Annotated in this window: 19 protein-coding genes; all 19 read right to left on the reverse strand. The window is 41.1% G+C overall.

What is annotated here, in order from left to right:
* Positions 1–20: 20 nt before the first annotated feature.
* Positions 21–206, reverse strand: coding sequence for a 30S ribosomal protein S14 (rpsN, locus tag ACTDJC_RS20895; protein ID WP_020062302.1), 186 nt, complete (start codon positions 204–206; stop codon positions 21–23).
* A gap of 33 nt (positions 207–239) precedes the next feature.
* Positions 240–779, reverse strand: coding sequence for a 50S ribosomal protein L5 (gene rplE / locus ACTDJC_RS20900; RefSeq protein ID WP_020062301.1), 540 nt, complete (start codon positions 777–779; stop codon positions 240–242).
* 26 nt (positions 780–805) lie between these two features.
* On the reverse strand, positions 806–1,117 hold the full coding sequence (rplX, locus tag ACTDJC_RS20905; protein ID WP_440604578.1) for a 50S ribosomal protein L24: 312 nt from the start codon (positions 1,115–1,117) through the stop codon (positions 806–808).
* 38 nt (positions 1,118–1,155) lie between these two features.
* On the reverse strand, positions 1,156–1,524 hold the full coding sequence (gene rplN, locus ACTDJC_RS20910) for a 50S ribosomal protein L14 (RefSeq protein WP_035433708.1): 369 nt from the start codon (positions 1,522–1,524) through the stop codon (positions 1,156–1,158).
* Between the two features lie 43 nt (positions 1,525–1,567).
* Positions 1,568–1,831, reverse strand: coding sequence for a 30S ribosomal protein S17 (rpsQ, locus tag ACTDJC_RS20915; protein ID WP_011983253.1), 264 nt, complete (start codon positions 1,829–1,831; stop codon positions 1,568–1,570).
* Positions 1,832–1,851: 20 nt separating this feature from the next.
* A complete protein-coding gene (gene rpmC / locus ACTDJC_RS20920; RefSeq protein ID WP_000855718.1) occupies positions 1,852–2,052 on the reverse strand; it encodes a 50S ribosomal protein L29 in 201 nt (66 codons plus the stop codon).
* Positions 2,042–2,476 carry a 50S ribosomal protein L16 gene (gene rplP, locus ACTDJC_RS20925; protein WP_020062298.1) on the reverse strand — a complete coding sequence of 145 codons (435 nt, stop codon included), beginning with the start codon at positions 2,474–2,476 and terminating at the stop codon, positions 2,042–2,044. The genes rpmC and rplP overlap by 11 nt, the downstream gene beginning before the upstream one ends.
* A gap of 1 nt (position 2,477) precedes the next feature.
* Positions 2,478–3,137 (reverse strand): 30S ribosomal protein S3, encoded by a 660-nt coding sequence (rpsC, locus tag ACTDJC_RS20930; RefSeq protein ID WP_020062297.1) that lies wholly within the window; start codon positions 3,135–3,137, stop codon positions 2,478–2,480.
* 3 nt (positions 3,138–3,140) lie between these two features.
* Complete coding sequence (rplV, locus tag ACTDJC_RS20935) at positions 3,141–3,482, reverse strand: 50S ribosomal protein L22 (protein WP_001148024.1); 342 nt, start codon at positions 3,480–3,482, stop codon at positions 3,141–3,143.
* A gap of 17 nt (positions 3,483–3,499) precedes the next feature.
* Entirely contained in the window at positions 3,500–3,778 is a 279-nt protein-coding gene (gene rpsS, locus ACTDJC_RS20940; RefSeq protein ID WP_020062296.1) for a 30S ribosomal protein S19, read from the reverse strand.
* Between the two features lie 60 nt (positions 3,779–3,838).
* The gene (gene rplB / locus ACTDJC_RS20945) at positions 3,839–4,669 is read right to left on the reverse strand and encodes a 50S ribosomal protein L2 (protein ID WP_098310002.1); all 831 of its coding nucleotides are present in this window, start codon (positions 4,667–4,669) and stop codon (positions 3,839–3,841) included.
* 28 nt (positions 4,670–4,697) lie between these two features.
* Entirely contained in the window at positions 4,698–4,988 is a 291-nt protein-coding gene (gene rplW / locus ACTDJC_RS20950) for a 50S ribosomal protein L23 (RefSeq protein ID WP_098310001.1), read from the reverse strand.
* Positions 4,988–5,611: a 50S ribosomal protein L4 gene (gene rplD / locus ACTDJC_RS20955; RefSeq protein WP_098310000.1), complete on the reverse strand. Its 624-nt coding sequence runs from the start codon at positions 5,609–5,611 to the stop codon at positions 4,988–4,990. The genes rplW and rplD overlap by 1 nt, the downstream gene beginning before the upstream one ends.
* Positions 5,612–5,637: 26 nt before the next feature.
* Positions 5,638–6,270 carry a 50S ribosomal protein L3 gene (rplC, locus tag ACTDJC_RS20960; protein WP_253628363.1) on the reverse strand — a complete coding sequence of 211 codons (633 nt, stop codon included), beginning with the start codon at positions 6,268–6,270 and terminating at the stop codon, positions 5,638–5,640.
* A gap of 33 nt (positions 6,271–6,303) precedes the next feature.
* The gene (gene rpsJ, locus ACTDJC_RS20965; protein WP_001040596.1) at positions 6,304–6,612 is read right to left on the reverse strand and encodes a 30S ribosomal protein S10; all 309 of its coding nucleotides are present in this window, start codon (positions 6,610–6,612) and stop codon (positions 6,304–6,306) included.
* Positions 6,613–7,099: 487 nt separating this feature from the next.
* Positions 7,100–8,287, reverse strand: coding sequence for an elongation factor Tu (gene tuf, locus ACTDJC_RS20970; protein ID WP_098309998.1), 1,188 nt, complete (start codon positions 8,285–8,287; stop codon positions 7,100–7,102).
* A 121-nt stretch (positions 8,288–8,408) separates the two neighbouring features.
* A complete protein-coding gene (gene fusA, locus ACTDJC_RS20975; RefSeq protein WP_098309997.1) occupies positions 8,409–10,487 on the reverse strand; it encodes an elongation factor G in 2,079 nt (692 codons plus the stop codon).
* A gap of 208 nt (positions 10,488–10,695) precedes the next feature.
* Positions 10,696–11,166, reverse strand: a complete 471-nt coding sequence (rpsG, locus tag ACTDJC_RS20980) for a 30S ribosomal protein S7 (protein ID WP_035433720.1) — start codon at positions 11,164–11,166, stop codon at positions 10,696–10,698.
* Positions 11,167–11,195: 29 nt separating this feature from the next.
* On the reverse strand, positions 11,196–11,618 hold the full coding sequence (gene rpsL / locus ACTDJC_RS20985) for a 30S ribosomal protein S12 (RefSeq protein WP_098309996.1): 423 nt from the start codon (positions 11,616–11,618) through the stop codon (positions 11,196–11,198).
* Between the last annotated feature and the right edge of the window lie 40 nt (positions 11,619–11,658).

Below are 11,658 nucleotides of genomic sequence, written 5' to 3' on the forward strand. Positions count from 1 at the left end.
CTCCTTCCCATTTGTGGGTATTACCAACTAGCTTTTTTAACGCCAGGAATTTGTCCTTTATATGCAAGTTCACGGAAACAAATACGGCAAAGTTTAAATTTGCGGTATACAGAATGCGGACGACCGCAGCGCTCGCAACGTGTATAATCTTGCACTTTAAACTTAGGAGTACGCTTTTGTTTCGCAATCATAGATTTTTTAGCCACGTTTTCGCCTCCTCTACTTAGCGTTGGCTTCCATTATTTTTGGAATGGCATACCGAATTGTGTTAAAAGTTCACGAGCTTCTTCATCAGTTTTCGCTGTAGTAACGATTACGATGTCCATACCACGAACTTTGCTTACTTTATCATAATCAATCTCAGGGAAAATTAATTGCTCTTTAACACCTAATGTGTAGTTACCACGACCATCGAAAGATTTCTTAGAAACACCACGGAAATCACGTACACGTGGTAAAGAAACTGATACTAATTTGTCGAAGAACTCATACATTTGCTCACCGCGTAAAGTAACCTTTGCACCGATAGGCATACCCTCACGAAGACGGAAACCTGCGATAGATTTTTTAGCGCGAGTTACAACAGGCTTTTGACCTGCGATTTGTGTTAATTCTTCTACAGCACTGTCTAATGCTTTAGAATTGGATACCGCGTCACCAACACCAGTGTTGATTACGATCTTTTCGATTTTCGGTACTTCCATTACAGATTTATAGTTAAACTTGCTCATAAGAGCAGGAGTAATTTCTTTTTGGAATTTCTCTTTAAGGCGATTCAATGAAGGGACCTCCTTTCATATAGAACTTATTTATCTAATAATTCACCAGATTTTTTTGCAAAACGAACTTTGTTACCATCTTCCACTTTGTAACCTACGCGAGTAGGCACACCTGTTTTAGGATCTAATGGCATAACATTAGATACGTGGATAGGTGCTTCTTTCGTGATAATTCCACCTTGTGGATTTAACTGAGATGGCTTAGAGTGCTTCTTAACGATGTTAACACCCTCAACGATAACACGGTTTTCTTTTGGGAAAGCTGCAAGGATAACACCTTGTTTTCCTTTGTCTTTACCACTGATTACCTGTACTTTATCACCTTTTTTTACATGCATCTTACTTCTGCACCTCCTTAGCAAGGCAAGACCTTAAATTATAGAACTTCTGGAGCTAAAGAAACGATCTTCATGAAGTTGTTATCACGTAATTCACGAGCTACTGGTCCGAAGATACGAGTACCACGTGGGCTCTTATCATCTTTAATGATAACCGCTGCGTTTTCATCAAATTTGATATAAGAACCGTCTGGACGACGAGCACCGCTCTTCGTACGTACTACTACTGCTTTAACAACGTCACCTTTTTTAACAACGCCACCTGGTGTTGCTTGTTTTACCGTAGCAACGATAATATCACCGATGTTTGCGTATTTACGACCAGAGCCGCCTAATACTTTAATTGTTAAAAGTTCACGTGCGCCAGAGTTGTCAGCTACTTTCAAACGAGATTCTTGTTGGATCATGTTATGAAACCTCCCTTCGGACTTAAAATTCCGATTCGTCTATTTAGATAATAACCGCTTCTTCAACGATTTCAACTAAACGGAAACGCTTAGTAGCAGAAAGCGGGCGAGTTTCCATGATTTTTACGATATCGCCAACTTTTGCTTGGTTTTGCTCATCATGCGCTTTGTACTTCTTAGAATACTTAACGCGCTTTCCGTACAAGGAATGAGTTTTGTAAGTTTCAACTAAAACTGTAATCGTTTTGTCCATTTTGTCAGAAACAACACGACCAGTATAAACTTTGCGTTGGTTACGTTCGCTCACTTTGCAAACCTCCCCTCAATTTATCGATTAATTCCGATCTCTCTTTCGCGAACTACAGTTTTCATACGAGCGATCGCTTTACGCACTTCACGGATGCGTGTTGGATTCTCTAATTGTCCTGTAGCAAGCTGGAAGCGAAGATTAAACAACTCTTCCTTTAAAGCTTTAACTTTTGTTTCGATTTCGGCAGTGGTTAATTCACGAATATCATTAGTTTTCATTAGATTCACCACCATTTTCTTCACGTTTTACGAATTTACATTTCACTGGTAATTTGTGAGCTGCAAGACGTAATGCTTCGCGTGCTACCTCTTCAGATACACCCGCAATTTCAAACATAACCTTTCCAGGTTTTACTACTGCTACCCAACCTTCTGGAGCCCCTTTACCGGAACCCATACGTACTTCTAGAGGTTTAGCAGTGTAAGGTTTAGAAGGGAAAATTTTAATCCAAACTTTACCGCCACGTTTCATATAACGAGTCATTGCACGACGAGCTGCTTCGATTTGACGGTTTGTAATCCAAGAAGCCTCTTGAGACTGTAAACCAAACTCACCAAAATGTACTTCAGCGCCACCTTTTGCACGACCACGCATTTTACCACGATGTTCTCTACGATATTTTACGCGTTTAGGCATTAACATATTATTTTCCTCCTTCCTCAGAAGCTTTCTTTTTTGTAGGAAGGACTTCTCCACGGTAGATCCATACTTTTACACCTAATTTACCGTACGTTGTATCAGCTTCAGCTGTTGCATAGTCAATATCAGCGCGAAGTGTATGAAGTGGAACAGTTCCTTCACTGTAAGATTCTGCACGAGCGATATCAGCTCCGCCAAGACGACCAGAAACCTGTGTTTTAATACCTTTAGCTCCTGCACGCATAGCACGTTGAATTGCTTGCTTCTGTGCACGACGGAAAGATACACGGTTTTCTAATTGACGAGCAATGTTTTCGCCTACTAATTTAGCGTCAAGATCAGCTCTCTTAACTTCTAAAATGTTGATGTGTACACGTTTACCTGTTAACTGGTTAAGAGCTTTACGAAGTGCTTCAACTTCTGTACCACCTTTACCAATTACCATACCAGGTTTTGCAGTGTGAATTGTAACATTTACACGATTTGCTGCACGCTCGATTTCTACTTTAGAAACAGCAGAATCTTTTAAGCGAACATTGATGTACTCACGAATTTTGATGTCTTCATGTAAGAATGTAGCATAATCTTTTTCAGCGTACCAACGAGATTCCCAATCACGAATGATACCGACACGAAGACCAACTGGACTAACCTTTTGACCCATCGATTATCCCTCCTTCTTTTCTGATACCACAACTGTGATGTGGCTTGTGCGTTTGTTAATTTGGCTTGCACGACCCATTGCACGTGGACGGAAACGTTTTAACGTTGGACCTTCGTCAACGAAAACTTTTTCAACAACTAAGTTGTTTATGTCCATTTCATAGTTATGTTCTGCATTTGCAATTGCAGATTTCAAAACTTTTTCTACAACTGGAGAAGCAGTTTTTGGCGTGTGGTTAAGGATAGCAATCGCTTCACCCACTTGCTTACCTCGGATTAAGTCTACTACTAAACGAACTTTACGAGGAGCAATACGAACTGTTCTCGCTACTGCTTTAGCTTGCATTGAAGTGCCTCCTCTCATTATCTTCTAGTTTTCTTATCGTCAGCATCATGACCTTTGTACGTACGAGTTGGTGCGAACTCACCTAACTTGTGGCCAACCATATCCTCAGTTACGTATACAGGAACGTGTTTACGACCATCATATACAGCGATTGTATGACCAATAAACTGTGGGAAGATCGTTGAACGACGAGACCAAGTTTTTACAACTTGTTTTTGCTCAGTTTCATTTAACTTTGCAATTTTGTTCATTAAATGATCATCAACAAATGGTCCTTTTTTCAAGCTACGAGCCATTTTGGTGCCTCCCTTCGTGATTGCCGTACGGCTCTAGAAATGAACCGTACTACAACCCCATTATTTTTTACGACGACGAACGATGAATTTGTCAGACGCTTTATTTTTCTTACGAGTTTTGAATCCAAGAGTTGGTTTACCCCATGGAGACATTGGAGACTTACGTCCGATTGGTGAGCGACCTTCACCACCACCGTGTGGGTGATCAACTGGGTTCATTACAGAACCACGAACAGTTGGGCGCTTGCCTAACCAGCGAGAACGACCCGCTTTACCAATTTTAATAAGTTCATGGTGCTCATTACCTACTTGACCTACTGTAGCGCGGCAAGTAGCTAGAACTAAGCGTACTTCACCAGAAGTTAAACGTACAAGTACGTATTTACCTTCTTTACCAAGTACTTGAGCAGATGTACCAGCAGAACGAACTAATTGTCCACCGCGACCTGGTTTAAGCTCGATGTTATGAACAACTGTACCTACTGGAATGTTGATTAATGGTAATGCGTTACCGATTTTAATGTCCGCTTCTGGGCCAGACATGATTTCCATACCTACTTCTAAGTTTTTAGGAGCAAGGATGTAACGTTTTTCACCGTCAACGTAGTTAATTAATGCGATATTCGCAGAGCGGTTCGGATCGTATTCGATCGTAGCAACGCGTCCAGGAATTCCATCTTTGTTACGTTTAAAGTCGATGATACGGTATTGACGCTTGTGTCCGCCACCTTGGTGACGTACAGTGATTTTACCTTGGTTATTACGTCCAGCCTTTTTACTTAAAGGCGCAAGTAATGATTTTTCCGGTCTATCAGTCGTGATTTCAGCGAAATCATTCGTAGTCATGTTACGACGACCGTTAGTAGTTGGATTATACTTTTTGATTGCCATCTGATTTTCCCTCCTTCTTTAGTAAGAATTAAACTCCTTGGAAGATCTCGATTTCTTTGCTGTCAGCAGTAAGCTTAACGATTGCCTTACGACGACGGTTAGTAAAACCAGCGTGACGACCAACACGTTTTGCTTTTGGCTTGTAGTTCATGATATTTACTTTATCAACTTCAACACCAAAGATAGCTTCTACAGCATCTTTAACTTCCGTTTTATTAGCTTTAACGTCCACATCGAACGTGTATTTTTTTTCAGCCATCATTTCCATAGAACGTTCAGTGACAACTGGGCGCTTAATAATATCACGAGGATCTTTCATTATGCAAGCACCTCCTCTACTTTTTCCACTGCCGCTTTTGTCATGATTAGCTTATCATGATGAAGCACGTCTAAAACGTTTACGCCATCAGCAGTGATTACTGTTACTCCAGGAATATTGCGAGCAGATAACTCAACTGCTTCGTTTACATCAGCAGTTACGATAAGAGCTTTCTTCTCAACAGTTAATCCTTTAAGAACTGCTACCATGTCTTTTGTTTTTGGTGCATTTAACACTAAGTCTTCAAGAACTACGATGTTGTTCTCAACTACTTTAGTAGCTAATGCAGATTTAATAGCTAAGCGACGAACTTTTTTAGGTAGTTTGTATGCATAGCTTCTTGGTGTAGGTCCGAATACCGTACCACCACCACGCCATTGAGGAGAGCGGATAGAACCTTGACGAGCACGTCCAGTTCCTTTTTGACGCCATGGTTTACGACCTCCACCGCGCACTTCAGAGCGAGTTTTTACTTTATGTGTACCTTGACGTAAAGATGCGCGTTGCATCATTACTGCTTCAAAAAGTACAGCTTCATTTGGTTCGATACCGAAAACAGTTTCAGCTAATTGGATTTCACCAACTTCAGAACCAGTTTGGTTAAATAACTTTACTATTGGCATTGGGGTTCCTCCTTTCTTATAGAGAATTATTTGCTAGCCTTAACAGCACTACGAACAACTACAAGAGATTTCTTAGCGCCAGGAACGTTGCCTTTTACTAACAGTAAGTTGCGTTCAACATCAACTTGAACGATTTCTAAGTTTTGGATAGTAACTTGGTCTCCACCCATACGTCCAGCAAGTTTTTTGCCTTTGAATACACGGTTCGGAGCAACAGGGCCCATTGAACCAGGACGACGATGATAACGAGAACCGTGAGACATAGGTCCGCGAGATTGTCCGTGGCGTTTAATAGCACCTTGGAAACCTTTACCTTTAGAAATACCTGTTACGTCTACAGTTTCACCTGCAGCGAAAACTTCTACTTTTACCTCTTGACCAACTTCTTGTCCTTCCACGTCTGCATCGCGAAGTTCGCGAATGAAGCGCTTAGGAGCAGTAGTTGCTTTAGCAACGTGACCTTGTTCAGGTTTGTTAGCTAATTTTTCGCGCTTGTCATCAAAACCTAACTGAATTGCATTGTAGCCATCAGTTTCAACAGTTTTCTTTTGAAGAACAACGTTTGGAGTTGCTTCGATAACAGTTACAGGAATTAGCTCGCCGTTTTCAGCAAATACTTGAGTCATACCGATCTTTTTTCCTAAGATTCCTTTGGTCATGAGTTACACCTCCTACATTTTAACTTATATAAATTATAGTTTGATTTCGATATCTACACCAGATGGTAAGTCTAAACGCATTAAAGAGTCTACTGTTTGTGGAGTAGGGCTCACGATGTCGATTAGACGTTTGTGCGTGCGCATTTCGAATTGCTCACGAGAATCTTTGTATTTATGAACCGCACGAAGAATCGTGTAAACAGTTTTTTCAGTTGGTAATGGGATTGGACCAGAAACTGTCGCCCCAGAACGCTTAGCTGTTTCTACAATTTTCTCAGCTGACTGATCAAGAATACGGTGATCGTAAGCTTTTAAACGAATACGAATTTTTTCTTTTGCCATTATTTTCCCTCCTTCGTTCGCCTATTTTAAAAATAGACATTCTCCATGGAAATTTCCACACACTCGCCATGGCAAAGCGGCCGGGTGTGTCAGCAACCTTCCACTTCATCGCAGTCAAAGACCAACATTGTTTATTATACAATGTTATTCGTCTAGATGCAAGCATCTTTTTCTTTGCATCTGCTTTTCTCTACTTTTGCTATTATACATGGCACTTTAAAGAATTTCAAGTTTTCATCTGTTGTAATTATTTTTACAGTTTCTGGATGAATAATTTTACAATTTATATACTATAGAAGAAACTCGTCAAAACTTAAAAATAGATCTTTATCTATTATAAATTGAAACTTCCATCAGTAGATTTTCTTCCTCTGCCCGTCTTCCTCACTTCTCTCTCAATTTTGAGGTGAAGGCTTACTGCCCACAAATAGCAGGATAAATAAAAAACCCAAGGGAAAATCCCTTGGGTCTCATATATCAGTTAAGATTACTCAACGATAGTTGCAACTACGCCGTAACCTACTGTACGTCCACCTTCACGAATAGAGAACTTAGTTCCTTCTTCGATCGCGATTGGAGCGATAAGCTCGATAGTCATTTCAATGTTATCGCCAGGCATTACCATTTCAGTACCTTCTGGTAATTGGATGATACCAGTTACGTCAGTTGTACGGAAATAGAATTGTGGGCGGTAGTTAGCGAAGAATGGAGTGTGACGTCCACCTTCTTCTTTAGATAAAACGAAAACTTCAGCTTTGAATTTAGCGTGAGCTTTTACAGAGCCAGTTTTAGCAAGAACTTGTCCACGTTGGATATCTTCACGAGCAACCCCACGAAGTAGAGCACCGATGTTGTCTCCAGCTTGAGCTTGGTCAAGAAGCTTACGGAACATTTCTACACCAGTTACAGTTGTAGATTTGTTTTCTTCAGTGAAACCGATGATTTCTACTACGTCACCAACTTTAACTACACCGCGCTCTACGCGACCAGTAGCAACTGTACCACGACCTGTGATAGAGAATACGTCCTCAACAGGCATTAAGAATGCTTTTTCAGTGTCACGTTCTGGAGTTGGGATGTAAGCATCAACTTCGTTCATTAATTCGATGATTTTTGCTTCCCACTCAGCATCTCCTTGAAGAGCTTTAAGAGCAGAACCTTTAATTACAGGGATATCATCGCCTGGGAAGTCGTATTCAGATAATAGATCGCGAACTTCCATTTCTACTAATTCTAATAACTCTTCGTCGTCAACCATGTCGCATTTGTTTAAGAATACAACGATGTAAGGAACACCTACTTGACGAGAAAGAAGGATGTGCTCACGAGTTTGAGGCATTGGGCCATCAGCAGCAGATACTACTAAGATACCGCCGTCCATTTGAGCAGCACCAGTGATCATGTTTTTAACATAGTCAGCGTGACCTGGGCAGTCAACGTGTGCATAGTGACGAGTTTCAGTTTCGTACTCAACGTGTGCAGTTGAGATTGTGATACCGCGCTCTCTTTCTTCTGGAGCAGCATCGATTTGGTCGTAACCTTTCGCTTCAGCACCACCAGCTTTTGCAAGAACTGTAGTGATAGCAGCAGTTAATGTAGTTTTACCATGGTCAACGTGGCCGATTGTACCAATGTTAACATGTGGTTTAGAACGTTCGAATTTAGCTTTTCCCATTCTAAATTCCTCCTTGGTTATATAGATTATTTTATATTCAGACTAGAAAGTAAGGGGCCTAAGCCCCGCTGCTTTCTAAGCTTACATAAGTAGTTATACTTGAACAATCGATAAAAATCAATTATTCACCTTTATTTTTTTTAATAATTTCTTCTGAAATAGACTTCGGTACTTCTTCATAATGATCAAATGTCATTGAGAATGTTCCGCGTCCTTGCGTGTTAGAACGTAATGACGTTGCATAACCGAACATTTCAGAAAGTGGAACCATAGCGCGAACAACTTGCGCGTTACCGCGAGCTTCCATACCTTCTACACGTCCACGGCGAGATGTTACGTCACCCATAATGTCACCCATGTACTCTTCAGGAATTACAACTTCAACTTTCATCATTGGCTCAAGAATTACTGGGTTACATTTAGAAACCGCAGCTTTAAGTGCCATAGATGCAGCGATTTTGAACGCCATCTCAGAGGAGTCAACATCATGGTAAGATCCGTCAACTAATGCAGCTTTAATGTCTACTACAGGATATCCTGCAAGTACACCATTTTTAAGTGCATCTTCAAGACCTGCTCCAACAGCTGGGATGTATTCACGTGGAACTACACCACCGACGATCTTGTTTTGGAATTCGAATCCTTTACCTTCTTCGTTAGGTTCAAACTCAATCCAAACGTGACCGAATTGTCCACGACCACCAGATTGACGAGCGAACTTACCTTCAACTTTCGCAGAAGCGCGGAAAGTCTCACGGTATGCTACCTGAGGAGCACCAACGTTTGCTTCCACTTTGAATTCACGGCGCATACGGTCAACGATGATATCAAGGTGAAGTTCACCCATACCAGCGATGATTGTTTGGCCAGTTTCTTGGTCAGTGTGAGCACGGAATGTTGGATCTTCTTCAGAAAGCTTAGATAACGCTGTACCCATTTTATCTTGGTCAGCTTTAGATTTTGGTTCGATAGCTACAGAGATAACTGGCTCTGGGAATTCCATAGACTCAAGGATAACAAGGCTCTTCTCGTCACAAAGAGTATCACCAGTTGTAGTATCTTTTAAACCTACAGCAGCAGCGATGTCACCAGCATAAACTGTTGAAATCTCTTCACGGCTGTTTGCGTGCATTTGTAGGATACGACCTACACGCTCACGCTTACCTTTAGTTGAGTTTTTCACGTATGATCCAGAGTTTAACACACCAGAGTACACACGGAAGAATGTTAACTTACCAACATAAGGGTCAGTCATGATTTTGAATGCTAATGCTGCGAAAGGCTCTTCATCGCTAGAATGACGTTCTACTTCTTCCTCTGTATCCGGAAGAGTACCTTTAATAGCAGGTACGTCTAATGGAGATGGTAGGTAGTCGATAACTGCATCTAACAGAATTTGAACACCTTTATTTTTGAATGCAGAACCACAGATTACTGGGAAGAATTCTACAGAAGTTGTAGCCTTACGGATACCAGCTTTAAGCTCTTCTACAGTGATTTCTTCACCTTCTAGGTACTTCATCATCATTTCTTCATCAAGCTCTGCTACCGCTTCGATAAGTTTTCCACGGTATTCATCAGCTAGCTCTTTATGTTCTGCAGGAATTTCAATACGTTGAATATCTGTTCCTAAGTCGTTTGTGTACATGTATGCACACTCTTCTACTAGGTCGATAATTCCCGTAAACTGATCCTCAGCACCGATTGGTAACTGAATTGGATGTGCGTTTGCTTGTAAACGGTCATGAATTGTTCCTACAGAGTATAAGAAGTCTGCACCGATCTTGTCCATTTTGTTAACGAACACGATACGTGGTACACCGTAAGTAGTAGCCTGACGCCAAACAGTTTCTGTTTGTGGTTCTACACCAGATTGCGCGTCAAGTACTGCTACCGCACCGTCAAGTACGCGTAAAGAACGTTCTACTTCTACAGTGAAGTCTACGTGTCCTGGAGTGTCAATGATGTTTACACGGTGACCTTTCCATTGAGCAGTAGTTGCTGCAGAAGTAATTGTGATACCACGCTCTTGCTCTTGCTCCATCCAGTCCATCTGAGATGCACCTTCGTGAGTTTCACCGATTTTGTGAATGCGTCCTGTATAGTACAAGATACGCTCAGTTGCTGTTGTTTTACCAGCATCGATGTGAGCCATGATACCAATATTACGAGTGTTTTCTAAGGAGAACTCTCTTGTCATTTGGTGTCTTTCTCCTTCCTAATATGGATTGGATTTTTTTATTTTAAGTAGCAAAAAAGCCACTTTATTTTGTTACATATGTCAGTATGTCTAGTACCCTCATTATGTAAAACGAGCGCCCATTGAAAGGGAGAGGAATTCTCCCTCTCCACACTTCCATAAGCGACAAATAAAGCGGTTTATGCTTATAGTTATTTTTCGTTGAATCCTACCAACGGTAATGAGCAAATGCTTTGTTAGCTTCTGCCATTTTGTGAGTGTCTTCACGTTTCTTAACAGATGCACCACTGTTGTTAGCTGCATCTAAGATTTCGTAAGCTAGACGCTCTTCCATAGTTTTTTCACCACGAAGACGAGCGTAGTTTACTAACCAGCGAAGACCTAAAGTTGTACGGCGTTCTGGACGAACCTCAACTGGAACTTGGTAGTTAGCACCACCAACACGACGAGCGCGTACTTCAAGAACAGGCATGATGTTCTTAAGAGCTTGCTCGAATACTTCCATTGGTTCATTACCAGTACGTTCACGAACGATATCGAACGCATTATAAAGAATTGTTTGAGATTTACCTTTTTTACCGTCAACCATCATTTTGTTGATTAGGCGTGTTACAAGTTTAGAATTGTACATTGGATCTGGTAACACGTCACGTTTCGCAACAGGTCCTTTACGAGGCATATTGAGTTCCTCCTTTCAGTTCAGTTTTATTATTTCTTAGCAGCTTTTGGTCTCTTAGTACCATATTTAGAACGTCCTTGCATACGTTTGTCAACACCAGCTGTGTCAAGCGCACCACGAACGATGTGGTAACGTACCCCTGGTAAATCTTTTACACGACCACCGCGAATTAATACTACGCTGTGTTCTTGTAGGTTATGACCGATACCTGGGATGTAAGCAGTAACCTCGATACCATTTGTTAAACGTACACGAGCGTATTTACGTAACGCTGAGTTCGGTTTCTTTGGAGTCATTGTACCAACACGAGTACATACACCACGTTTTTGAGGTGCAGAGATATCAGTTGCTTTTTTCTTTAAAGAGTTGAAACCTTTGTTTAACGCAGGTGATTTAGATTTCCATACTTTATCAGTACGTCCATTTCTCACTAATTGGTTAATAGTAGGCATTAATTTATCCTCCCTTCGCATGTTTGTATGACCACATATC

Source organism: Bacillus sp. GB_SG_008 (assembly GCF_052038115.1).
In the GTDB taxonomy this organism is placed as follows: Bacteria; Bacillota; Bacilli; order Bacillales; family Bacillaceae_G; genus Bacillus_A; species Bacillus_A rhizoplanae.